Annotated in this window: 23 protein-coding genes; 15 read left to right on the forward strand and 8 right to left on the reverse strand. The window is 51.1% G+C overall.

The window, feature by feature from the left end:
* Nucleotides 1–86: 86 nt before the first annotated feature.
* Both ACWHYD_RS07560 and chrA read left to right on the forward strand, forming a co-directional pair.
* Nucleotides 87–419, forward strand: coding sequence for a winged helix-turn-helix transcriptional regulator (locus tag ACWHYD_RS07560; RefSeq protein ID WP_447965297.1), 333 nt, complete (start codon nucleotides 87–89; stop codon nucleotides 417–419).
* Between the two features lie 664 nt (nucleotides 420–1,083).
* Nucleotides 1,084–2,448, forward strand: a complete 1,365-nt coding sequence (gene chrA, locus ACWHYD_RS07565) for a chromate efflux transporter (RefSeq protein WP_447965298.1) — start codon at nucleotides 1,084–1,086, stop codon at nucleotides 2,446–2,448.
* Between the two features lie 43 nt (nucleotides 2,449–2,491).
* Here chrA and ACWHYD_RS07570 read toward each other — a convergent pair whose 3' ends face one another.
* From ACWHYD_RS07570 to ACWHYD_RS07580, 3 genes are all read right to left on the reverse strand, one after another.
* Nucleotides 2,492–3,109 carry a class I SAM-dependent methyltransferase gene (locus ACWHYD_RS07570; RefSeq protein ID WP_447965299.1) on the reverse strand — a complete coding sequence of 206 codons (618 nt, stop codon included), beginning with the start codon at nucleotides 3,107–3,109 and terminating at the stop codon, nucleotides 2,492–2,494.
* Nucleotides 3,110–3,354: 245 nt separating this feature from the next.
* Complete coding sequence (locus ACWHYD_RS07575; protein ID WP_447965300.1) at nucleotides 3,355–3,723, reverse strand: hypothetical protein; 369 nt, start codon at nucleotides 3,721–3,723, stop codon at nucleotides 3,355–3,357.
* A 146-nt stretch (nucleotides 3,724–3,869) separates the two neighbouring features.
* Nucleotides 3,870–4,082: a GDCCVxC domain-containing (seleno)protein gene (locus ACWHYD_RS07580; protein ID WP_447965301.1), complete on the reverse strand. Its 213-nt coding sequence runs from the start codon at nucleotides 4,080–4,082 to the stop codon at nucleotides 3,870–3,872.
* 178 nt (nucleotides 4,083–4,260) lie between these two features.
* On the opposite strand from ACWHYD_RS07580, the gene ACWHYD_RS07585 reads away from it, so the two are divergent.
* Nucleotides 4,261–4,662 carry a MerR family transcriptional regulator gene (locus ACWHYD_RS07585; protein ID WP_447965302.1) on the forward strand — a complete coding sequence of 134 codons (402 nt, stop codon included), beginning with the start codon at nucleotides 4,261–4,263 and terminating at the stop codon, nucleotides 4,660–4,662.
* Nucleotides 4,659–4,985, forward strand: coding sequence for a YnfA family protein (locus ACWHYD_RS07590; RefSeq protein WP_447965303.1), 327 nt, complete (start codon nucleotides 4,659–4,661; stop codon nucleotides 4,983–4,985). Before ACWHYD_RS07585 ends, ACWHYD_RS07590 begins: the two co-directional genes overlap by 4 nt.
* A 206-nt stretch (nucleotides 4,986–5,191) precedes the next feature.
* On the opposite strand, the gene ACWHYD_RS07595 is transcribed toward ACWHYD_RS07590, so the two are convergent.
* Nucleotides 5,192–5,869: a potassium channel family protein gene (locus ACWHYD_RS07595; protein WP_447965304.1), complete on the reverse strand. Its 678-nt coding sequence runs from the start codon at nucleotides 5,867–5,869 to the stop codon at nucleotides 5,192–5,194.
* Between the two features lie 658 nt (nucleotides 5,870–6,527).
* Here ACWHYD_RS07595 and ACWHYD_RS07600 point away from each other — a divergent pair.
* The 8 genes from ACWHYD_RS07600 (at nucleotide 6,528) to ACWHYD_RS07635 (ending at nucleotide 12,135) form a co-directional block, all read left to right on the forward strand.
* Entirely contained in the window at nucleotides 6,528–6,908 is a 381-nt protein-coding gene (locus tag ACWHYD_RS07600) for a hypothetical protein (protein WP_447965305.1), read from the forward strand.
* Between the two features lie 433 nt (nucleotides 6,909–7,341).
* The gene (locus ACWHYD_RS07605; RefSeq protein ID WP_447965306.1) at nucleotides 7,342–7,953 is read left to right on the forward strand and encodes a paraquat-inducible protein A; all 612 of its coding nucleotides are present in this window, start codon (nucleotides 7,342–7,344) and stop codon (nucleotides 7,951–7,953) included.
* A complete protein-coding gene (locus ACWHYD_RS07610) occupies nucleotides 7,950–8,585 on the forward strand; it encodes a paraquat-inducible protein A (RefSeq protein WP_447965307.1) in 636 nt (211 codons plus the stop codon). Before ACWHYD_RS07605 ends, ACWHYD_RS07610 begins: the two co-directional genes overlap by 4 nt.
* Nucleotides 8,582–10,258: a PqiB family protein gene (locus tag ACWHYD_RS07615; RefSeq protein WP_447965308.1), complete on the forward strand. Its 1,677-nt coding sequence runs from the start codon at nucleotides 8,582–8,584 to the stop codon at nucleotides 10,256–10,258. The genes ACWHYD_RS07610 and ACWHYD_RS07615 overlap by 4 nt, the downstream gene beginning before the upstream one ends.
* A gap of 10 nt (nucleotides 10,259–10,268) precedes the next feature.
* The gene (locus tag ACWHYD_RS07620; protein ID WP_447965309.1) at nucleotides 10,269–10,904 is read left to right on the forward strand and encodes a PqiC family protein; all 636 of its coding nucleotides are present in this window, start codon (nucleotides 10,269–10,271) and stop codon (nucleotides 10,902–10,904) included.
* 344 nt (nucleotides 10,905–11,248) lie between these two features.
* Complete coding sequence (locus ACWHYD_RS07625) at nucleotides 11,249–11,404, forward strand: hypothetical protein (RefSeq protein ID WP_447965840.1); 156 nt, start codon at nucleotides 11,249–11,251, stop codon at nucleotides 11,402–11,404.
* Nucleotides 11,405–11,558: 154 nt separating this feature from the next.
* Nucleotides 11,559–11,747: a hypothetical protein gene (locus tag ACWHYD_RS07630; RefSeq protein WP_447965310.1), complete on the forward strand. Its 189-nt coding sequence runs from the start codon at nucleotides 11,559–11,561 to the stop codon at nucleotides 11,745–11,747.
* Nucleotides 11,748–11,985: 238 nt separating this feature from the next.
* Nucleotides 11,986–12,135 (forward strand): hypothetical protein, encoded by a 150-nt coding sequence (locus ACWHYD_RS07635; protein WP_447965311.1) that lies wholly within the window; start codon nucleotides 11,986–11,988, stop codon nucleotides 12,133–12,135.
* A 572-nt stretch (nucleotides 12,136–12,707) separates the two neighbouring features.
* Here the strand turns inward: ACWHYD_RS07635 and atpG are convergent.
* From atpG to ACWHYD_RS07655, 4 genes are all read right to left on the reverse strand, one after another.
* Nucleotides 12,708–13,580, reverse strand: a complete 873-nt coding sequence (gene atpG, locus ACWHYD_RS07640) for an ATP synthase F1 subunit gamma (protein ID WP_447965312.1) — start codon at nucleotides 13,578–13,580, stop codon at nucleotides 12,708–12,710.
* A gap of 417 nt (nucleotides 13,581–13,997) precedes the next feature.
* Nucleotides 13,998–15,506 (reverse strand): efflux transporter outer membrane subunit, encoded by a 1,509-nt coding sequence (locus ACWHYD_RS07645; protein WP_447965313.1) that lies wholly within the window; start codon nucleotides 15,504–15,506, stop codon nucleotides 13,998–14,000.
* Nucleotides 15,507–15,519: 13 nt separating this feature from the next.
* The gene (locus tag ACWHYD_RS07650) at nucleotides 15,520–18,747 is read right to left on the reverse strand and encodes an efflux RND transporter permease subunit (RefSeq protein WP_447965314.1); all 3,228 of its coding nucleotides are present in this window, start codon (nucleotides 18,745–18,747) and stop codon (nucleotides 15,520–15,522) included.
* Nucleotides 18,748–18,761: 14 nt separating this feature from the next.
* Entirely contained in the window at nucleotides 18,762–20,066 is a 1,305-nt protein-coding gene (locus ACWHYD_RS07655) for an efflux RND transporter periplasmic adaptor subunit (RefSeq protein WP_447965315.1), read from the reverse strand.
* Nucleotides 20,067–20,472: 406 nt separating this feature from the next.
* Here ACWHYD_RS07655 and pgi point away from each other — a divergent pair, with 406 nt between their 5' ends.
* The 3 genes from pgi to ACWHYD_RS07670 all read left to right on the forward strand — a co-directional run bounded on the left by pgi (nucleotide 20,473) and on the right by ACWHYD_RS07670 (nucleotide 24,389).
* A complete protein-coding gene (gene pgi / locus ACWHYD_RS07660; protein ID WP_447965316.1) occupies nucleotides 20,473–22,104 on the forward strand; it encodes a glucose-6-phosphate isomerase in 1,632 nt (543 codons plus the stop codon).
* Between the two features lie 275 nt (nucleotides 22,105–22,379).
* Nucleotides 22,380–23,087 carry a DUF3313 domain-containing protein gene (locus ACWHYD_RS07665; RefSeq protein WP_447965317.1) on the forward strand — a complete coding sequence of 236 codons (708 nt, stop codon included), beginning with the start codon at nucleotides 22,380–22,382 and terminating at the stop codon, nucleotides 23,085–23,087.
* Between the two features lie 1,026 nt (nucleotides 23,088–24,113).
* A complete protein-coding gene (locus ACWHYD_RS07670; RefSeq protein WP_447965318.1) occupies nucleotides 24,114–24,389 on the forward strand; it encodes a hypothetical protein in 276 nt (91 codons plus the stop codon).
* Nucleotides 24,390–24,586 lie beyond the last annotated feature (197 nt).

The following is a 24,586-nucleotide window of genomic DNA, read 5'->3' on the forward strand; positions in this document are numbered from 1 at the left end:
GTGGGCCACGATGATATATAATTCTTACAGGATCAATGTGCAAGTACGCACATAAATGATACCGCTCAAACAGAAAGAGAATTTCGATGCCCACCAAGAAGAATGTGTTTTGTCCCGTAGAATGCACACTTGACGCCATCGCCGGGCGATGGAAGGTCTTAATCATTCATCAGTTGCTTGAGGGCACCAAGCGTTTCAATCAATTGCAACGGGAGTTGGGCGGAATCACCCACCGGACGTTAACGAAACAATTGCGTGAAATGGAAGAACGTGGGTTGGTCAATCGAAAAGACTATAAGGAAATTCCCCCGCGGGTCGAATACCGGTTGTCCCCCCTTGGCCAATCGCTTGAAAGCGTGTTGCTCGCGATGCACGAATGGGGAGAATCCTATGGGCGAAAAGTATTACAGAAAAAATAAATAATTCATGAACATAACCAGTTTTTCAATGGGGCCAAGGAAAACATTTGAATACGAAACACCTGCAGGGAAATGTCATGTATGTGTTGCAGCGACCAGTTGAGCTCACAGCCAGTAGTGGACACTTGCGATTTCCCAAAAAAAGGTTTTCGACACCCAATCATTGAGAAATTGTCAAAAATGATGTTGTTGCACAAAGGATGGGTTCTGCAAAGCCCGGTGCTAACCCACTTTCATGTTAATAAGGCTTCATTTGCTGGGCTCAGGTGCCCGTTGTGATTTGAATGGACTTATATGAGTACATCAGTCTCAAAGTGCTCAGGACTTATTTGACTGGCTTACAATTGTTTTCCCCCAATCTATTGGCAGGAATACGCGAAAATCATCCGGCATTCCTTCCTACTCTATTCACTGATAGTGTTTCGGTCGGATCGGGGTCAGTCGTCTGAATGAGAAGACCTCATGGCGCCCAAAGCAATCTGGTTCGCAGAGTCATGAAGGTTTTGCTAGTGTTGAGTGTTCAGATCATGCGAACCAATGAATGGGTCTGACCAATGCGAGTATGGCGAACTTCTGCCAGCACCTGCGCTACTCTTCTGGTGGCGACAGCGTGCGGTGTCTTGGACGGCTTGCCTGTCGCCGCTGAACAAACCGTACCCACCCGATGAACAAGCCGGAAGCCCCCCCTGTCGCACCTCCCGCATCCCCACCAACGCCGGTGACCTTCTGGCAGGCCTTCGTCTTCTGGCTCAAGCTCGGATTCATCAGCTTCGGCGGGCCTGCCGGACAGATTGCCATTATGCATCAGGAACTGGTCGAGCGTCGGCGCTGGATTTCCGAGCGGCGTTTTCTGCATGCGCTGAACTACTGCATGATCCTGCCAGGCCCGGAAGCCCAACAGCTCGCTACCTATATCGGTTGGCTGATGCATCGAACGTGGGGCGGAATCGTGGCCGGGGCACTGTTCGTCCTGCCGTCGCTTCTGATCCTGATCGCCTTGTCGTGGATCTATATCGCGTTCGGTGACGTGCCGCTGGTCGCGGGTTTGTTTTACGGCATCAAACCCGCCGTGACGGCCATTGTGGTTCAAGCCGCTCAGAGGATCGGCTCGCGGGCGCTCAAGAACAATGTGCTGTGGGCAATTGCCGCAGCATCCTTCGTGGCGATTTTTGCACTCAACGTGCCGTTTCCCGCCATTATCCTCTTAGCTGGACTGACCGGCCACTTCGGCGGTGGGATCGCTCCAGACACGTTTAGAGCCGGTGGCGGCCACAACCAAATCGAGATGTCGGTTGGCTCAACGCTTATTGATGACGACACTCCGCCACCTGAGCATGCGCATTTTCGTTGGACGAAATTACTCAAAATCACCGTTTTCGGAGGCTTGCTATGGACTGCCCCCATGGCCTTCCTGGTGGCCAACTTTGGCTGGCAGCATACGCTGACGCAAATGGGCTGGTTTTTCACCAAAGCGGCCATGGTAACTTTCGGAGGGGCCTATGCGGTGCTGCCCTACGTGTACCAGGGCGCGGTTGGGCATTATGGCTGGCTCACCCCCACGCAAATGATCGACGGTTTGGCGCTTGGTGAAACCACTCCGGGGCCGCTCATCATGGTCGTGGCTTTTGTCGGATTCGTCGGCGGCTACGTGAAAGTATTATTCGGGCCGGAGTTTGTATTTCTCGCCGGGGCGGTTGCCGCAATACTGGTGACGTGGTTCACCTTTCTTCCCTCATTCCTGTTCATTCTGGCGGGAGGCCCCTTGGTCGAATCGACCCACGGCGACATCACATTCACAGCACCCCTTACCGCCATCACAGCGGCCGTTGTGGGAGTCATCCTCAATCTGGCGCTGTTCTTCGGCTACCACGTTCTCTGGCCGCACGGCTTCACCGGCTCCTTCGACTGGGTATCGGCGTTAATCGCGCTGGCCGCAGCGGTGGCCCTGTTCCGCTACCGGCGGAATGTCATTGAGGTCATCGCCGTCTGCGCGTCGATCGGGCTGATCATAAACACATTGATTCTGTGAGGTGAGTCATGAAGTGGATTTCCGGGGACGATCCCCAAAAAGTTCAGGGCTTGCGTCTCATAAAGCGACAATAGATGAACGGTTGCTTGTTGCCCCCAGGGGTGTGGTGGATCTGTTCAACTGACTCAACAAGCTCAAAATTATTCCCAATGGCTAAGGTCAAAAATTCAGGGGAATAGCAAACAACAGGTAAGCCGCTGCATGTTGGTGGCGCCTCATAGGCAAAGGCCGCGATGATCACGTGACCTTGCGCACTAACAGCCCTGTGCATGGTCTCGCAGTATTTTTCTCGATCCTCCGCTTCCGTCAGAAAATGAAACAGGGCTCGGTCGTGCCACACATCGTACGTCTTGGACGAACGAAAATGGGTGACATCACCTTCGATCCAGGTCACCCGGTTCGCGCGATCGCACAGTCTGTCCTTGGCACGATCCGAAGCGGCGGCAGAAATATCGAGAACGGTAAGGTGCTCGAAGCCCTGGTCGAGAAGATGATCAACCAGGGTTGAATCGCCCCCTCCCACGTCGATTAGGCTTGCGGTCTTTTGAACGCCTGTTGACTTGATCAAATGCAATGACATCGTGGGATGGGACTGATACCAGCTCAACTCCTCGGCAGCCGTAGTCCCGTACACCTTCTCCCAATGGGTTTTCCTGTCCATCTGTTAACCTCTTTTTAATGATTTAATACACCATGATGCGGTCCGCAGATTGAAAAAGTTCGACCATGTGTTTCAATGCAATAGGGGGTGACGGGTGTGATGTCTTTTAGGTCAATATTATACAGGAGCATCATGGTCTGATTGCCATAGATCGTCACTTTCATCTTTTTCAGGAACGCCAAGTATTCTCCATACTTGGGCTGTTGAAAAAAGCCGCCAGCGGCGTTCTCGCCATTTTTCCGTGCTCACGTACTGGAATTACGCTCTGCGCGCAAAAATGACTGCGGCCTTGCTGGACGAACTTTTTTGAACTGCCCCAAGGCCTCTAATATGCAACGTGCCTGTGGGTCAATATGCCCTTGGTAACTATTATTATCCAACACGCCCATGTGGTCAGCCAGACTGATCCGCTCGCGTTCCGGTAGCTTGGCCCGATCTAGGGCGGTCGTGTCCGAATGCACCAGACGCCGGAACCATCCAAACCCTTTTGCCACGGAGGTAACGGCGCTGGCATCCGCTAGAATGGTGACCTGATGCCCGGCATTCACTATTGCCCAGGCCACGTTGGGGACCGGGCAAATCTGGGCATCATCTTCGGCCAAGGAAGACTTCATATGGATCAAGATGTGTTGAGGCTGAATTTGCTCAGCCTCAACGGCCCTATTTCCGTAAGAAGTGGTAAGACGACGACGCACAGGCCCAAAATGAATTTCATGTTTTTCTTACACCATCTCCTTTGCGATTGTTACAACTATGGGGTTTACGTGTCCAAGTGGGTTGTCTGCTGAGGCGGACAGGACACCGTTCCATAGGAACAAAAGACGCAACAATCTCCTTTCTTGGGTTTGAGAATCGTCCGGCACTTCAGGCACTCATACATCACCCGGCAGGAATCAAGTGACATGGTTTCGGTCTTCTGAAAACCGCATTGCGGACAGCGTAGGACTGATTGTCGTTGTGCGCTTACTCCCATTGGCCATTCTCCATTTTTTCTGCATGACCGTTCGTACTACCCCCATCTTCATTCCATGGAGTTAGTCCAAGTCAGGAAACGTTTCATACTTATAAGACAAGTTTCCTCCTTCCTGATTCTCATGGTACAACCTGTAGCAACTACAGATGCAAGAAGGTGTCTTAAGGAGCGAGGCAGCATGGATACCATCGGAGTCTTGTCTCGAAAGACCGGGTGCCACATCGAGACTATCCGCTATTACGAGCGTATTGGTTTGCTGTCGAAACCACCGAGAACCGAAGGCGGACACCGTCTCTATGACAAGGAACCACTCAGACGGTTGGTCTTTATTCGTCGTAGCCGGGAACTGGGATTTTCGCTTAAGGAGATTCGCACGCTGTTCAAGTTGGTTGACGGCGAGCGGTACACGTGCCAGGAAGTGAAGGGGGTAACGGAGCAACATCTCAGGGATGTCAGTAAAAAAATCTCAGATTTGCGTAGGCTTCAAAAAATACTTCGTTCGATTTCCTCTCAATGCGAAGGAGGTTTGGTTCCTGACTGTCCCATTATTGAATCGCTGTTTGAGGAGAAATGCCCATGAATACGTTAGCGGTTTATGTCGGAGCCGCTTTGGCTGAAATCGGCGGATGTTTTGCGTTCTGGATGTGGCTTAGGCTACACCGAACACCCTGGTTGGGAATAGTGGGAATCGTTTCCCTTGTGATTTTTGCTGTGATACTGACACGTTCAGAAGCGGTCTTTGCGGGGCGAGCCTTTGCGGCCTATGGGGGAGTCTATATCATGGCCTCTCTGGTATGGCTGTGGGCTGTGGAAGGAATGCCCCCTGACCGGTGGGATTTGGTCGGAGCCGGGATGTGTTTAGCGGGAGCGGCGATGATTCTCTGGGCTCCCAGAATGGGGTAGAAGAAAGGCTAATCATGTCTGTCAGCTATGCGTTGTTTTTTATTAGGGAAGAAGTTTTTGATCATCTTTAAAAAAACAAAGGTTGGGAGATCGGCGTAGGTCCAAGCCTCATGGTGGTAGACTCTGGATTTGCAAGTGCACTTATGAGTACAACGGCCCGGGACGACATCAAGTTGGTGAAGGACGCGAGTTACGCCCGATTGGATCTAGGATTTTTTGAGGGGGTCGCCTTTGTCGGAAAGATACATGCCAACAAGCCAAGCCACCAGGACGGCAACATAAAATTGCCCGACAATCGCCTCGAGATAGGTGAGGGTGCGTGCGATCGGCTTAATGGGCGTGAGGTCGCCATAGCCTACGGTAGTAATGGTGATATAGCTATAATACATTAATTCTGAAAATTGGACTCCTATGGCGGTAGATGTCAGGCCTTGAAAAGAGTTCGGGTTGGCCAGATTGGTGAATAGATAGAACATTGCCCAGTTTAGTCCGATCAGGAGATAAATGCAGATGGCGCCAATGATTTTATTCACAGTGATTGAGCCTGTAAGAAGCAGATGTCGGTAAGCAATCCAGGTACTGACCAGAGAAAACACAAATAGAATAGACATGTTGACCAAATGAAGCTCAGGAATGCCTAAGAAGTAGTCGATTGTGGCAGTCGCGACCCCGCTTACTGCAAGGATTCCTCCCCCTATCATCAACCATTTTTTTTCACTGACATGGCTCCAAATCCCCATCAGGAGCATGAGACAAAGAACTGGCTCTAGGAACAGACGTCGGGTTTCACCCATGACTCCTTCCTCTTGAGCAAGGGCAACCGAGAGCATGAGGATCAAGAGACCTCCTAACAAATATCCAAAATTCATCCTTTTAATTTTCATTGATGTCGTCTCCAAATAATGAAATGGGGAGGCTTCATATTCATGAACAATCCCGGGTTTCCCGCCACTTCAATGGCTCGTATGGTCAAACCTTGTTTACCGGCTGATCTGAATGTTTGACTTGTGTGTCCCACCGGCAGAGAGAATTTTCCTCTGTGGAAGTCATCGCCACAAGATAGAGGTGATTGGTTTTAGGACAATATCCCGGAATATCGACGTGTGGCGATTTCCGAATTTTTTCATCCCATACAAAGAGATTGTGTATCAGCATCTGTGAAAAAGACTGTATCCCGCCCACTCCTGTGCGGGGTTGAAAGGGTGAGGGCAGGGCGAAAAAACCCTCCTTTCGGTGCCAGGCATTCCGGAGAGTCTATCATAGAAAAAAAAGGACAGGATCCAAAAGTTTTTTAATGCAAAACTCTAGGGAAGCGTCCACACGACAATCCCTGAAGACAAGCGTGGGTGGATTCAATAGTACCTCACGGGAAGTAAGTGTGGTGATGGGCCTCTACTACCTGGTCCTCCGTTCCATGAAATTTTTTTGTGGGTAGGCGGAAATTTTGAGTAGGGTTGCTTCTCAGCCCGAAACAGGTACTATAGCCATTCTTCCTTAGCTGGGAGGTATTCATGCGATTACTGTATTTGTGGGAGGCTTTTTATGACGATTTCTGGTAAAGGTGTTTTCATGAATAGGGGATGGTATTGGGTACAACGAACATGCGCATGGGTTGTCACCATTATTCTCCTCTCGGCATGTTCGCAAAATCGTGCCTATCTCTATGAGACGGGCGAGAGGCCGATACCTCCAGGCATCGAAAACCAAATCCTCCCTCATAAAACGACTCAGGATGAGGTATTGACTCTACTTGGAGAGCCGATTGCCCGCCTCAAAACCAAGACGGGTGGGGGGCATATTCATATCTGGACCTATTCCTATATGGATCTCCAGAGCCCCTCACATGACAAGGGTGAGTCATTGACGATCACCTTTGATGACAAATCCTTTGTGGTCCTCAGTGTCACCAGAGGCCCGCTCTAACTCAGGATGGGGAAACAAGGAATATTCCATTTGCGTCCCTTCGGATAGGCAAATGGATTTTGAGGGAACTCTCCCGGATGTATTCTTCGCATTTGTCCTGAGCCATGGGGTTACCTTGGAAAATGCTTGAAGGAAAAATTTCCAACGGATTGGCAGGAAATGCCTCAAGCGTCCATTTGCCTTATTGCCATTAAAGGGGGCAGGTCTCTGTTTGAGGACATAGCAGATCAACCGTTTCTCTAAATGGTATTTTTCCATCCTCATGATCATCTTTTACGGGTCCAATCCGTGCCTGTCAGCCCATGGTTGTTGGCTAATTGATAGTGAAAGATATTATCGAATATGTTAAAAGCATCATGGACGTGGTGGGTCGTTCCATCGGTTTCAACTCAGGGGAGAGGATGTGTTTCCCGCTAGATCGAATGAGAATGACATGGCTGCCGCACACACCTTAATCGCCTGTCATGAATGTGATCTCCTTCATCGTATGCACCCTCTCCATTACGGTGAGCGGGCCAAGTGTTCCAGATGTGGTGCATCGCTGTATGCGAAAAAACGAGATAGTTTCGAGCATACCATCATCCTGGCATTGGCCAGTCTCATTTTCTTTACCATTGCGAATGTTTTTCCGTTTATGACGTTTGAGCTCAATGGCCGTGTTCAGGAGAGCCTGCTTTCCACAGGGGTGATGGAGTTTTTCGAACGGGAGATGTGGGCGTTAGGGGTGCTGGTCTTGTGTGCGAGTATCCTCTTTCCGGCCCTGAAAATTCTTGGCATGTTGTACGTTCTTGGGCCGTTGGAATTAAACAAGCGACCGTGGCACGCCGCTCTGGTTTTTCGGATGGTTGAGCACTGCCGGACCTGGGCCATGATGGACGTCTATCTGCTGGGAGTTATTGTCGCTGTGGTGAAATTGTCGGATTTGGCGAATCTGGTTCCCGGTGTCGCGATTTATTCATTCGTCGCCTTAATTCTGACCTTAGCTGCTGCCGATTCTGCACTTGACACCCATGCGGTCTGGGAAAAAATGGAAGAGATTTCATGATGGGCTTGTACCCCACCGCAGCCCGGTCGGGACTCATGAGTTGTCATGCCTGCCATCTACTCAGTCCCATACCTCCGCTGTCGAGTGAGGGCGAGGCCATCTGCCCTCGCTGCGAGGCCCCTCTCCATTTGCGAAAACCGAATAGTATTTCGCGCACATGGGCATTGTTGATTGCGGCCTACATTCTGTATATCCCCGCCAACCTGCTTCCCGTCATGACGGTGATTTCGTTTGGGAAAGGCGAGGCGGATACGATTCTGAGCGGAGTCAAGGAACTCATCCATGCCGGAATGATGCCAATTGCCCTGCTGGTATTCTTCGCCAGCATCACCGTGCCGGTGTTAAAGCTTTTGGCGCTGACGTATCTGTTGCTTTCCGTTCAATACAAATCTCAATGGCGCCCGAGAGAACGGACCATGTTATACCGGATGACTGAGGTGGTCGGCCGGTGGTCCATGATTGATATTTTTATGATTTCGATTTTAATAGCTCTGGTAAAACTTGATGCCGTGGCGACAATTGAACCCGGGGCGGGGGCGATCTCATTTGCGGCAGTCGTTATCCTGACCATGTTTGCCGCCATGAGTTTCGATCCCCGATTGATCTGGGACAGCATAGAGGAGAAAACATGAAGGACAGCGAACCCAATCCTGGCAATTTTGAGGAATTGGCGGAAGTGACGGTACAAAAAAAGCGCGGGATTTCTATCGTGTGGATTATTCCCGTGGTTGCGGCACTGATCGGAGGGTGGCTGACCTACAAAACCATCTCCGAAAAGGGTCCCACGGTCACCATAACCTTTGAAGACGGGGCGGGATTGGAAGCCGGCAAAACGAAGATTAAATATAAATCCCTTGAAATTGGTACCGTCAAGCGGGTTGAAATCAGCCAAGACCTCTCTCGGGTTAATGTGATAGCCGAGTTTCGCAAACCAGCCGAACCCCACCTCACGGAAAATTCCAGGTTTTGGGTGGTTCGTCCCCGCCTGGGTTTAGGCGGCATTTCAGGGCTTGAGACGTTAGTGTCCGGAGCCTATATCGCCATGGATCCCAGGCCGGGACCTTCGGCTCTGACATTTACGGGATTAGAGAAACCACCCGGAGTGACACGAGAAGACAAAGGGGCTCAATTTCAATTGCGTGCGGAAAACCTGGGATCGAGTGCCCCCGGTGCGCCGGTCCTTTATCACGATATCCAGGTTGGACGTGTTCTTGATTATGTCTTGGATGAGGAAGGCGAGGGCGTGTTTATCGATATTTTTATTCAAGACCCCTATCATCTGCGTGTAGAAGATACCAGCCGATTCTGGCAGTTAAGCGGGTTTGAAATTTCGGTTGGGGCGGAGGGTTTGAATGTGAAAATGGAGTCGCTCTCCTCACTCCTTACAGGAGGAATCGCGTTCGATACCCCGGCAATGGCAGGAGGCTCGGGGGAACCGAGCCAACCGGGTACGGCATTCAAACTTTTCAGGAATTTTTCCAGTATTCAAGACGAGAAATATGTTCTGACGCGTCCGTTCATGATCAATTTCGATGGGTCGGTTCGAGGCTTGAGTGTTGGGGCTCCTGTGGAATTCCGTGGCATTAAAATCGGGATCGTCTCCGATATCGCAGTCAATCTCGATCCCAACACGCTTGATATTAAAATTCCCGTACTGATCGAGATTCAGCCGGAACGAATTACCACGACACAAGTCCTGCAATCACAAATCATGCAAGCCCAGGTTTCAGATGATCGATATGCTGTCATGAAGCATATGGTGAAACGTGGCTTGAGAGCCCAATTGGAGACCGGGAGCTTACTGACCGGACAATTGTTTGTCGGACTTGACTTCCACAAAGATCTTCCACAGAAAGAGCTGAACCTGACTGGAAAATATCCGGAGATTCCAGCCATACCGGCAACCATGGACGAATTGCGGCGGACCGTCACCGATGTGATGGCCGAGATTCGACGCTTGCCTCTTGATAAAATTGCCAAGGAAATTCTGGAGACGGTTGAAGGAGGAAACCGACTCGTCAACTCCCCTGAGACGCAAAATGCCATTCATAACCTCAATGCCGCATTAGGAAATGTGGAAAAGCTCACAGGGGGGCTTGACCAGCAAGTTGATGGTCTGATGATGAATCTGGACAAAACCCTGGGGACCGTCCAGAAAGGGCTACGGATAGTTGATCCTGATTCACCCGCTGCGGTGAATATAAATAATACTCTGAAGGAGCTGTCTGCTGCCGCCCGTTCCATTCGGGTGTTGGCCGATTATCTTGAACAACATCCCGAGGCATTAGTCAAAGGGAAACAATGAGGTGGTGGACATGAACAGGGTCATAAAGGGGGTTTTTTTATTTGTTGCTTGTGTAGGCGTGCTCACTCTCCTCGGGTGTGGAACGAGCCAACCATCGCATTTCTATTTGTTGCGAGCCGTGTCGCCTGCCTCGGTCTCCGGCCTATCGGACACGAAACCATCGAGCCTGTCCTTTGGACTAGGGCCGATCACCCTTCCCAAATATTTAGACCGGCCGCAGATTGTGACCAAAACCAGTGCGCATGAAGTCGAGTTGGCGGAATTTCATAAATGGGCTGAACCGTTGAGTGAGAATGTGTCTCATGTCCTGGCCGAAAATCTTTCAGCCCTACTTTCGTCGGATCGAATTCTGCAGTATCCGTGGAGGAGTTCAATTCCCCTGGATTACCAGATTGCCGTGGATGTCTTGCAGTTCGATGGCACCATGGGAGGGGAGGCTGTTCTGGTCGCCCGGTGGAGTCTGTTGGGTGGGGATGAACAAACTGTGCTCACCACTAGGAAAACGCAGATGACCCATGCTCCGACCAGTCAGAATTATGAAGCGTTGGTCGAGGCCATGAGTCGGAATCTTGAGGATCTCAGTCGCGAAATCGCAGAGGCGCTCACCACTCTTTCACCAAAGATCCAGTCCCGGTCGTTACCCTAATCTTCTGTTGAGGTATCCGAATTTCTTTTTGGGTGTTCTCTCGCACCTGGAGGTTGACGGTCGCATCATCAATCCTACATGCTGCCCAGCTCAATACACTGAGGTCATCGCTCTTTTTCAATGATTGCTAATAATAGTCAATGGCTTTGACCCGTAACGATTTTTCCTGCCTGGCAGATCTGATAGCGATTACCACGGAATCATTCATCGCGGACAGGCAGAGGAAAAGCAGGCGTCATTCTTATCTATCGTATTGAGAGTAAGACAATATGAATGACAGAGGATTCGAAGACAACGGGTTCACCAGACGAAATTTATTGCGGGTCCTTGGGATTTCGGCGGGAATGGCTTCCCTGGCCCATCTTACGGGATGTGGAAACCTTTGGGAACGGCAGCCCGTTATTCCGGTGGACACCTGGAATAAGGGAGTCTGCCGATTTTGTGGAACCGGGTGTGGGATGCTGATTGGCGTGAAGGAGGGAAGGGGGTCGTCGATGTGAAGGGGGATGAATATGCCCACAACCGTGGACGCCTGAGTATTAAGGGGCTGATGAACCGTGAAATTCTGTATGAAAAGGTTCGAGCCCTCCACCCCATGATTAGGAAAAATGGAAAACTTGAGCGTGCGACAAGGGAAGAGGCCATGGAGACTTGGTGGCAAAGAAATTTCGTCAGGCCATCGACGAGTTCGGGCCGGATAGTGTGGCCTATTACGGGAGCGGCCAACTCTATACTCAGGAAAGTTATATTGCCAAAAAATTATTCAAGGCGGGGATTGGCACTTTAATCAGGAGGCTTCGGAGACCCTTATTCACAAAAGCGAATGAGGGATTTGGAAGCTAAACGTCTTTTGTAATGGCAAAATTTCTGCGAGGTATTGGAAAAACTAACCAAATATGACTGGGCCAATGCCCGTCTCAAGTGGAGGAATTCATAAAAACAGCACCTTTCAGACTTCTGAGGGGAGGAATGCGCAAATGGGATTAACCTATCCAATGAAAAGGGGCTCCCCAGCTTTCTAGGGGAGAGCCTCACTTTTAAAATCACAAGCCGGTTTTCCCTTGCCCTCTGAGGTTGCGCCATGTTCATTCTGGGCCAGGCCGGAAGCATCTTATATCTTATCGCCGGCAGAACTGCCTCGACGACCGACCCGATAACCGGACATAAACAAGTCAGTCATGGTGCCCATGAATATTCCGATTATGGGCAAATACAGGCACCGTCCAACTAACCGGCTAAAAAACTATCAATCAATGCAGTAAATACGCCATGAATCAGGGGTACGCCAAGGAGCCCCTGTGTCACACTGCGCATCGTGGGCGGCAGGTTCTGCGAGTTAAGGTGTGTTGAATAATAAAGATTTTCAAGGGAAAATTTGCCCTTGATTAGATTATTCAAAGGCTCCGGATCAGTTCAAAAAAGTTCGTCCAGCAAGGCCGCAGCTGTTTTTTCGCGCTGGGAACCCAGGGTCGTTCGATCTGTGTTAGCTTTTGGAGAGTGATAATCCGGGAGGAATAAAGAAGGGCGATTCTTTCCTCAATTTTATAGATCGATTGTCGATGGGCTTAAGCATGCAACTTATAAAAAGAATTTCATGTATCCTTAGATTGCTTTCCCTGGTGAGGCCAATGAAAATCCACCTGCGAATCGGGTGTGTCATCGCAGAGAACAAAAAAGGATGGGTGAAAAATTTATATCACACAAAGAGAGGAGCCATGTGCCCACTTTACCGGAGTCTTTTGATGGATGCCCCTCAATAAGGTGGTCATCGGATTTTTCCGATGACCTTTTTCGAAAGGGGGGTCATTTGAGGGCTTCGGCTCCGCCCACAATATCCATCAGTTCCTTGGTAATGGCTTCCTGACGGCTCCTGTTATACTTGAGGCTGAGTTGCTTGATGAGTTCACCGGCGTTGCGAGTAGCGCCATCCATGGCAGCCATCCTTGCGGATTGTTCGGCAGCAGATGATTCCAACAAGATGCGGAATACCTGACCCTGGGCATACTTGGGAAGCAGTGTTGACAGCAAATCCTCCTGATCGGGTTCATACAGATAGCCGCCGCCGGATGGCGCCTCAGCCGCACCGAATTCTTTCAGCGGTTCGATAGGGAAGACTTTATCCACGACAACTTGCTGCTGAACGACGTTTTTAAACTCGTTGTACACGATATATCCTTCATCAAAGGCCCCTTCGGTAAACGCCTCTACGGCAGCCCATCCGACTTCAAGTGCATGCTCATAGGTCAATCGGTCAAACACATTCACATTCGGATCGCGAAGGGGCCAATGACGGCGGCGAAAATACTCGTTTCCTTTCCGGCCGACCACTCCCACGATGACCTTCGCCCCTGTTTCTTCGCATTTCTGGATCATCTGGAGAGCTCTGCGAATCACGTTCATATTGAACGCTCCGCATAATCCACGGTCACTCGTCACGACGGTCACTTGAATGATCTTGACCTGGCGTTTTTGGAATAGGGGGTGGATAGATTGATTGACCCGACCGCTCAGGTTGGCAAGCACACGGCGTAATTCTTGTCCATAGGGGCGAAACGCCAGAATTCGCTGCTGTGCACGGCGGAGTTTGGATGCAGCCACCATCTTCATGGCCTTTGTGATCTTTTGTGTGTTCTTGACCGAGCCGATTTTACGGCGTAAGGCCTGAAGATTTGCCATCCCTGTTCCTCCTACATCTTAAATGCGATCTTGTGAATTGAATCATGAGTTTCCTATTTTTTTTCTTACAGTCTTCTCTTGAATTGTATGCCTTCTCATCCTGATCAGGATCTGACGAAGAAAGGCCTGCGAACCAGAACCGCGTGCCCTCCACATCGGGTTCTTAAAGCCATTGCTCCCTTTTTTAAGGGGTCCCATGACAAGTCGGAGAGTCTAGCAAGTTCAACCGGCGATTATGATCCCATGAGGCAGGAATGCAGAAAAGTATTGTGCATGGAACGAGGGAATGTTGCAAGAGGATGTGGTTGAAAAAATTAAAGGGTTTCCCTCACGGGTACAGAAAATCCGGTTCAAACTTAAATTTCATGATGGCCGGTAGACAGAGACAACCTTTTTCTGTCGCCGACTTCCGCTCGTTTAACTTTTCAGTTCAGGCTGCATTTCATGGTCTATTGGACCAGGTTCTGAAGGGGAGGAAACAGGCTGACCCTCTTTATCTGTTGGCGACCAGCCGCCCCCTAGGGCTTTGTACAGCCGGACAATTGAACTCAGGTTTTGCTGGCGTGTAGAGACAAGTCCCAATTCGGCCTGAAAGAGGTCCCGTTGGGCTGTTAAAACATCCAGGTAGGAGGCGAACCCTCCGCGATACCGTTTGTCCGCGAAATTCAAAGCAGACTGTAACGATGAGACCTGGGATTCCTGCGCCTCACGTTGTTCGCCAGTTTTTTTGATGGTGATCAACGAATCCTCAACTTCTCTAAACGCACTCAGGATAGCCAACTCGTACCGGGCAAGAGCCTGTTGTTCCTGAGCGGTCGCCACTCCGACGCCGTAGCCCAGCGCGGTTGCATTTAACAGCGGACCGGTTAAGGTCCCTGAGACGCCTGCGGTCGCAAATGGTCCTGTCGCCATCGAGTTCAACTGAAAGCCGGCTACGCCACCACCGGCATTGAGACTGAATTGGGGAAAGCGTTGAGCCTGGGCCACACCGATGTTTGCGGTAGAGGCGGCAAGTTTTTGTTCCGCTTCCAGAATGTCCGGGCGCTGACTCAACAGGCTGGAAGGCAACCCGACCGGCACTTCAGGAGGCAGAGTCTGTTCCGTCAGCGCAATTCCACGAGGGATCGCCATCGGTCGGTGTCCCAACAGAACGCTGATCTGGTTCTCTGCCTGGACGACCTGCTGTTCCAGATTCGCCAATTGTGCTCTCGTGCCGGCTTGTTCGGCCTCGAAGCGATCCAAATCAAGCTTCGAAGCATACCCGTGCTCGTATTGTGATCGGCTTAATCTCACGGCTTCATTCCAAACTTTGAGTGTGCGTTCGGCAATCTCCACTTTGAGATCAAGAGCCCGGAGGCTGAAGTAGGATTGGGCCACGTCACTGACCAAGGCAATGACCAGGCCTCGCTGGTTTTCCACTCGTGCCAATAATTCTGCATGGGAGGCCTCGACGTTCCGTCGAATCCGGCCCCACAGATCAATCTCCCATTTAACGCCCCCCACGAAGGATTGCCTCGAAAAATCAAGGTCCCCCCGTCCACTTTGTCCGCCGGCTTGCCCGGGTATCACGGCCCCGTTTCCGGTGGATAGCCCATTACTCGTATTATGATAGTACATTCCCTCTCCTTGATATCCTAAGGAAGGGGCAAGGTCGAATTTGGCAATGATGAGTTGGTTGTTGAATTCAGCTACGGTTGCGGCGGCCACCCGAAGGTCAAGGTTTTCCTGTAAGGCGGTGTGAATAAGTTTCTGAAGTTCTTCATCCTTAAACAATTCCCACCAGGGCATATTCGCGATAGATTCCGAGGTTCCAGGGGCGAGCCGCCAGGAATCGGATGTGGGAACGTCGGGGCGTTTGTAATCCGGTCCCATGGTGCAGCCGGAGAAGAGCAGGAGGCTCAGAACGATGGCTCCGCATTTGTTCATATCCGCAATCTCCCTAGAGCTTGAAAGGAGTTGGTGCATTTTTGGGTTGGGGGATGACTCCAACCGCATCTTCGTCTTCCATAAATTCAGGATCCACAAAATCATGGTCGTCGGGGTCCCGGTCAGGATGGTCGTCGTGGCGGTGGACTAATCGCTCCACCACGTAAAACGAGACCGGGATGAGGAAAATCGCGATAAAGCTTGCCGCGATCATCCCTCCGATGACGGTGACGCCCAGAAGGATTCTCCCATGAGCTCCTGATCCCGAAGAGAGAACAAGTGGAATCACTCCGAAGATAAAGGCGAAGGATGTCATGAGGATCGGCCGCAGTCGCAGGCGGGCTCCGGTCAGAGCCGCATCGACGAGAGAACGGCCCTTTTCATACTCCATTTTGGCAAATTCAACAATCAGGATCGCGTTTTTCGCGGACAGCCCGATGAGCATGACGAGACCGATTTGGGTGAACACATCGTTTTCCATACCGAGTGCCCACAAGGCACCAAATGCACCGACGACTGCAATCGGTGTACAGATGAGAACACTGAACGGAAGCCCCCAACTCTCATATTGGGCCGCGAGAATGAGAAAGACAAAGAGAAGGGAGAAGCCGAAGATCACGCTGGCCGGGACTCCTTCGGAGGCAACTTTCTCCTGAAACGACATTCCGATGAAGTCGTACCCCATCTCGCGCGGCATCGTTTCGGCGAAGACTTCTTCCAGGGCCTGCATGACCTGACCGGAGGTAAATGCGGGATTCGCTGAAGCGAAAACCTGCGCGGATCGGTAGCCGTTGAATCGCATGGTGAATTCCGGACCAGAAATTTTTTCCATTGTCACCAGTGTCGAGAGAGGGACCATCTCATCGGATTTATTTCGCACGAAAAATTGACCCACGTTTTCGGCCTTGGTCCTGAATTCTCCTTCAGCCTGCACATACACCTGCCAGACGCGCCCGAACCGGTTGAAATAATTTACCATCACGCCGCCCATAAAGGTCTGCAGGGTTTTATAGACATCTTCAAGTTTCACCCCTTGCTTCAGCACTTTGTCGCGATCGACATGGGCAAAGACCTGTGGGACGTCGGGGATGAAGGTGGTGTTCATGGACGCGATTTCGGGACGCTGTCGTGCAGCTTCCATGAACGTGTTGAGGTTGTCGGCGAGGAAGGCCACATCCTGTCCGGAACGGTCTTCCAGGATGAAGGAAACGCCACCCGATGTGCCGACGCCGGGAATGGCCGGAGGCGGGAAAAGAAAGGCGTTCGCTTCGGGTAAGGCGGCGAGTTTCTCGTTCACATTTTTGAAGATCGCCTGAAGCTTTTCCTCGGGTTTGGTCCGTTCATCCCATGGAGCGAGCGTGACGAAAAAGAACCCGTTATAGGTCGTATTGACGGTGCTCAGGAGACTAAACCCTACGATGGTGCTCACAAATTGAATTCCGGGAGCTTCTGAAAGAATGGCCTCGATTTTTTTTGCAACCTCATCCGTTCGTTGGAGAGAGGCGGCCAACGGCAGTTGGACGTTTAAATAGACATATCCCTGATCCTCCATCGGAAGAAACCCGGTGGGAAGTTTGGTTCCCAACAGACCGGCACATACCGCAGCCACGACCAGAAAGATCATCGCACGGCCCGACTTTCGGATCAGGTAGTGGCAATACCCGACATACCCGTCCGTGGCCCGTCCGAACCAATGGTTAAACCATCCGAAAAATGCCCCCAACGGGCCTCTGGCTGGAGTTCTGGGCCTCAGAATCATTCCGGCAAGCGCGGGGCTGAGGGTCAAGGCATTGAAAGCGGAGATGATCACCGATAAGGCAATCGTCAGCGCGAATTGTTGGTAGAGCCGCCCCGTAATGCCCGGAATAAACGCGGTGGGCACGAAGACCGCCGCGAGAATCAGTGCGATCGCGATCACCGGCCCGGAAACTTCCTCCATAGCTTTCCGGGTCGCATCCTTGGGCGACAGGCCTTTTTCGATATGGTGTTCGACGGCTTCGACTACCACGATGGCATCGTCTACGACGAGCCCGATGGCTAATACCAGTCCGAATAAGGAGAGCGTGTTGATCGAGAAATCCATCAATGGGAAGATCGCGAACGTCCCTATCAGCGACACAGGCACGGCCAGCAGAGGAATGAGCGTGGCCCGCCATCCCTGTAAAAAAAGGAAGACGACAATTATGACGAGCACAATTGCTTCAAAGAGAGTATGCACGATCTCCTTGATTCCCTCTCTGACAGCCAGTGTCGTATCGAGCGAGATGGCGTAATCAAGGTCTTCAGGAAACCGCTCTTTCATCTCCTCCATTAGCTTCTTTGCCCGATCAACCGTATCGATGGCGTTTGACCCCGGGAGTTGGTAGACGGCAATGAGCGCGCTGGGCTTTCCGTTGAAACGGCCGATCATACTGTAGGATTGCGCACCTAATTCCACCCGGGCCACGTCCTTCAGTCGGATGATAGAACCGTCGGGATCGGCCCGAACGATGATCTGTCCGAATTCTTCCTCGTTAAGCAGACGACCTTGTGAGCGGACCGTATACGTGAATTCCTGGCCTTGCGGAACCGGTTGCGCTCCGATCTGACCGGCCGGGTTGACGGTATTCTGCTTCTTGATGGCATCCAAGATCTCGGTCACGGTGATGCCCAGTTTGGCGAGATGATCGGGTTCCACCCAGAAGCGCATGGCATACTGGCCGGCTCCAAAGATCGTGACCTGGCCGACCCCTTGGCTCCGCGAAAGAGGATCGTTGATGTTCACGTAGGCATAGTTAGCCAGGAAGATTTCGTCATAGGTGCCATTCGGGGAATACAGGCTGAAGAGCATCAGAGGACTGGTGGTGGACTTTTTGATGGTCACCCCGTAGTTCTTCACGTCTGAGGGCAATTGAGATTCGGCCTGCAGGTACCGCATCTGGGTCAGGATCTGGTCATCGTTGGGGACCGTGTTTACGTCAAAGTCCACGCGCAACGTCATCTGCCCATTACTGGCGTTCGTGGAGTACATGTAGATCGAGTTGTCAACACCGGCCATCTGCTGTTCGATGGGGGTGGCGACCGATTGTTCGACGGTGACGGCGTCTGCTCCGACGTAGGTGGCCTGCAGTTGGATTTCCGGAGGTGCAATGTCGGGAAACAGGGCGATGGGAAGTTGCACCATGGCGATCAGCCCGAGGATCGTCATGATGATCGAAATGACGATAGCGACGATGGGCCGGTCGATGAAAAATTTAGCCATAAGACAGCTTGTGATTATGTGGCGCTAACCGGGTCTGGGGAACTCTCAGCGCCGGGTGGTTGTTCGTCCGAAGTTGCTTTTGGCGTGACAACCATACCGTCTCGAACCTTGAGAAGTCCCTCGACGATGACCATCTCGCCGGGATGAAGGCCCTCGTCGACCAGCCAGAGAGATCCAATTCTTGGCCCCAGGGTCACTTTTCGAATCGCTACCTTGTTTTCCTTTCCGATCACGGCGACCTCAAAGGTACCCTGGAGTTCCTTGACTGCCCGCTGTTGGACTAACAGGCCCGCGGTTCGAGTTTCGATGGGGGTGCGGATCTTGGCAAAAAGGCCGGGGCGCAGGATGTTGCCGGGGTTTGGGAAATAACTGACGATGGTGATCGTCCCGGTTTTGACATCCACCTGACGGTCGGCCAGGACGGCTCTTCCCTTGTGTGGGTATATGCTCCCATCAGCCAGAACCAGCTCAAGTCTTTTTTCATGGGAAGGGTTTAAATTTTCCTGACCGCCGGCCTTTTCAATCCGTTCCGCCAGTTTTAAATATTCCTGCTCGCTAATGGGAAAGTTGACCTTGATGGGGTCCAACTGGGACACAGTCGTCATCAACGTATTCTCGACGATGAGATCACCGATCTGGGCGGTGGCGATCCCGGCTATCCCGTTGATCGGGGAGGTCACGCTCGTCCAGTTTAGATTCAGTTGCGCATTCTCCAGTTTGGCACGCGCCGAAGCGACTGAGGCCAGGTTGACTGCGCTTGCCTGAAGGGCATCATCCAATTCTTTTTGGCTGATGGCGCCTTCTGCTGCCAGGGGAGTGTTCCGCTTAACGTCAAGCTGGCTCTTTTTATAGGCCGCTCCCGCACGGGCCAGTTCGGCCTTCGCTTGGTCCAGAGCAGCCTGGTATGGTCGTGGATCGATTTTAAACAACAGGTCATTGGTCCTGACCGCCGACCCTTCTGTGTAATGACGGGACAACAGATACCCCTGGATTCTTGCACGAATCTGGGCGTCCACATACCCGACGGTCGTTCCGACCCATTCCCCATAAATCGGGACGTCCTTTTGTATTACCTCAGCTACCAACACCTCAGGTGGCGCCGCCGTGGATTCCGCCTCTTTTCGATCACAGCCCAAAGTTATCCCCAATAGAAGGCAGACCATGAGGCTTGCCACTCCCCGAAAGTCCCGACGGGCGGTTTGCGGTTGTGACCTCACGATAAAAGGCCTTGGGGCCTGGAAAAAAGCATTGAAACGATGGATGGTCATACTCGTACTTCCTATGGAGGGAAGAAAATGAAACGGTTGTGATTCTTTCATGTTTCGAGTTCCATTCTCAAGTAGGGATCCTAAATATATTAGTGTTGTTTTTTGAAACTGGCTGGTGAATTCACATTTGAGGGCAGCGTCCTGAAAGAGTTAGCAAAAGTTTTTTCGGTACTTTCCATTTGTGAATGTAGCCATTTCGAACGATCGATGGTCTTCATTTGACGTCTTATTCACTGCTAAATTTGAATTTTCAAAACTTTTCTGTATGGGGATATTTCATCAACAAAAAATGGCCAGGGACTGAAACCGATTGTTTTAAACGTACAAAACCTTTAAATTTACTCCCTACATGACGCATCTTCCTGGAGGTAGGGGTTTCCCCCAAAAGGATTGGACCGATCTCGGACAAACGGACACAGATCTCACAAGAGATTAACCTTCAACGGAGCATCTCCCTATGACCTCTCTCACTCAACGACCTGTTTGGAAATCCCTTGAACAACATTATCAACAGGCCAAGAAACTTCATATGCGCGCCTTGTTCGCGGATGATCCTGGAAGAGGTCGACGGATGACCGTGGAGGCTGAGGGGATCTACCTGGATTATTCGAAAAATCTTATCACCGGAGACACTCTACGCTTACTCCATGAACTGGCGGAAAGCGTGAATTTGCGGGGCCATATTCAGGCGATGTTCCGGGGTGACAAAATTAATATCACAGAAGACCGGGCAGTTCTTCATGCCGCCTTGAGAGCCTCCAGAAACGCATCTATCTTGGTGGAGGGCAGAAACGTGGTGCCGGATGTTCACGCGGTGTTGGATCAAATGGGGGATTTTTCTACACGAGTCAGAAGCGGGGAATGGAAGGGCTATACCGGGAAACGCATCCGGAATATCATCAATATCGGCATCGGGGGTTCGGATCTAGGGCCGGTGATGGCCTATGAGGCCTTAAAGCATTACAGCGACCGCAATCTGACCGTGCGGTTTGTTTCGAATATCGATGGAACGGATCTGGCTGAGGCTACCAGAGATCTCGACCCTGCAGAAACTCTTTTTGTCGTCTGTTCAAAAACCTTTACCACCATCGAAACCCTGACGAATGCGCAATCCGCCCGAGACTGGTGTCTCAATGCTCTTCATGACAAACAGGCTATTGCCAAACATTTTGTCGCCGTTTCGACAAATCGCAACGAGGTCCAGAAATTCGGAATTGACCCGGCGAATATGTTCGAATTCTGGGACTGGGTCGGCGGGCGCTATTCCCTGGATTCGGCCATTGGACTTTCGCTGATGATCGGGGTCGGGCCTGATCATTTTCGAGACATGCTCGCTGGATTTCGGGCGATGGATGAGCATTTCCAATCAGCACCTTTCGAGAAAAACCTTCCTGTGCTTCTCGGCCTCCTGGGTGTGTGGTACGTCAACTTTTTTCACGCTGAGACCCACGCCATTCTCCCCTATGATCAATATCTGTGGCGGCTCAGCGCCTATTGTCAGCAGCTTGACATGGAGAGCAACGGCAAGCGCGTGACTCTAGACGGGACGGTTGTGGATTATCAGACAGGCCCAATCATCTGGGGCCAGCCCGGCACCAACGGTCAGCATGCCTATTATCAATTGATTCACCAGGGGACCCGGCTGATACCCTGTGACTTTATCGGTTTCTGCCGTTCCTTGAATCCCTCCGGGCGGCACCACGACCTGCTCATGGCCAATTTTTTCGCTCAAACCGAGGCTCTCGCATTCGGCAAGACCGCCGAGGAGGTTGAAACTGAGGGAGTCTCGCAAACGTTAATTCCCCATCGAACTTTTCCCGGCAACCATCCCACCAATACAATCATGGCTGAGGAACTCACACCAGCCATGCTGGGAAAACTCATCGCCTTGTATGAACATAAAGTGTTCGTGCAGGGGATTATCTGGAACCTGAATTCCTTCGATCAATGGGGAGTGGAATTGGGCAAAGTGCTTGCCAATCGGATTGCTCCGGAACTGACCACACCACGGGAGCCGGATCTGGGTCATGACAGCTCCACGAATGCTTTGATACAACGCTATCGACAGCACCGTCAAATCCAGGCTTGATGCTGCCATTTTAAGTCTTAAAATCTTCCAACATTCATTTCTTTTTAGGATCGGAAAAGGGACAGTTGAATATAACCGTGTGGGGCTTTCTCGTGGAGCGGTGACGGCCAAGGCCATCTTGTGAAAGGGCCACGGAAAAATCCAATCAATACTCATCTTCACCTTTGCCGGTACGGTTTTTGATATTTTCGATCAGCCTTTTGAGGTAGAATCGATTCCGAATCGTGGCATGCAGTTCCGAATGTGTTTTTCTTAAATTAAGGAGGGCTGAAGTTATGCGACAGAGTGTGGAGAGAACAATTTTGATTCTGTTCCTCTTTGTTTTCTTTCTGCAGGGGTGTGCGGCGACACAACAACGGCGAGATGTGGTCGAATCAGGATTTCTTACAGAGGGTGAGCATGGCATGCTCACGGAAGGTGGGAGCAACGAAGCACTCCTTCGTTACGTCAATCCGGATGTCGACTGGCGCTCGTATGACAAAATAATGCTTGATTCCGTGTCAGTCTGGAAAGACCCCGAAACACAAGATGTGTCTCCGGAAGATCTGAAGAAGCTGACCGATTTTGCCTATGGCCAACTGCATGACGCTCTGAGTCTGGACTATACCTTTGTGACCCAACCCGGACCCGGAGTCATACGTGCCACCTTTGCCATCACGGAAGCGGAGGCTTCTAACCCGGTTGCAGATGTGGTGACCTCCATTATACCTCAAACCAGAATTTTGACTGGAGTCAAAGGGCTTATCGTGGGAGGTAAGCCTGGGTTCGTAGGAACAGCCGGCTTAGAGGCCAAGTTTACCGACGCCACAACCGGGAGAATTCTGGCTTTGGCCGTTGACCGGCGGGGCGGGACCAAGAATCTCAGGGGGATGACTAACAAATGGAATGATGTGGAGAAAGCCTACACTTATTGGGCGTCGGCTGTTCGCTATCGATTGTGCATGTTTCGTGGCGACGCGAATTGTGTGGAACCGGAGTCCTAAGGACATCATTGTGTGGAAAACGAGGGAAGTTAAGAGAGAGTGCGGGATCTCTTTCTCAGTTTATTTATAAATTCCAGTGAATTCCCTCTCACACACCGTCAAATGTAGTGTGAATGTGTTGCGAGTGAAGAAAAGAAAGCCGTCCGGGGTTTCCTCAGGAAACCCGGGTTTTCTTATTCGCGTCATTTCGGAAAAGGTCTATTGCGGAGTTCCCCGCTTTAGCCATTCCCGGCATTGATGATCGGGAATTCATCCTGGTTTCATTTCTGATGACCGGCCACAAGCTTCCCGTATGAACCAAGGGGAAATGAATCTCTGCCACCGATGCGCCGGCATGACAAAGAGGGGGGGGACCTCCCCCTACCTGCCGGCAGAGATGACGATTGTAATTAAGGGAAATCGGTGGGGAAGGAGAAGAGACTGCGAGCCTGGTTGGTAAATGTTTCGCAGAAGGTGAATGGATTTTTCCCCGCTCCACTTCTTCTTATGAATTATGCGTCTTGACTGATGGGTAGCAATACGAATCAACCAGCATACAATTCTCCGGTGGGTGACATCGAGAGTTTTTGTAATCGGATAGCCGCTAACTGAAACTGCCCGGAGCAGGCCACAATTGGGGCAGGAAATCGGCGAATGGGATCGCCCTTTCACTCACTCAGGCGAAGAAGAAAAGTGAAAGGGAGTTGGCAAGAAAATACACAAGCCGGTTGCGGACCTCATCAACAACATTTCCTTTCAAAGCACATGAACTTCCGGCGGAGGTCCGACCAACTGACACAAAGTATATTGAACTTTCAGCCAGTTATTTCCATTAATCCTACCTGATGAATAGAACCTGAGTTACGCGCGCGATTCTGCCGGTGATCAAGCAACCGGATTTCCGCACAGCAGCGATACTCGGAGAATAGGAGATATCAATCTGTACCTGTTTTCCTCAACAGACCCATTAAGCAGAGTTCTTGGGTGATGAGGTTCACGGGAAATGTCTTGAATGAGGGTCTTCAACCAACAGCGAGAGGTAAGAACATGAATGTACGGTTATGGGTGGGGTCATGTTTGCTCCTGCTGTCAGCCTGCGGCCCTACTCAGCAATGGGTGAAACCCGGGGCGACAGAGACAGACTTACGTTCAGCGATTACTCTCTGCGATCGGGAGAATCGTCATTTTAATCAGGAAGGCATCTCTCATTTTGGCCCCGAAGATGAAACCGTCCGACCAAGAAATTATCGCAGGGGTGGAGGGGATATGCTGAGGGAACAATGTCTGCAAAGTCACGGTTGGACACTTGAATATGTAGAGTGAAACGGTGGGTTCCAAACTGTGAACCAACAGGCTTTCAACCTTTTTTCATTTCCTTGATTTTGCGACTGCATTAGGGAATGTGAATCTTTGCTGTGAGGACCGTTTTTTGAACCAGCTATCTCCGGATTATTAACCCGCGACCACAAGGAGGGGCCCGCATACGATTTCTGATACAAAAATTTTTGTTGGCCTGGCGA

Source organism: Nitrospira sp. Ecomares 2.1 (assembly GCF_965152585.1).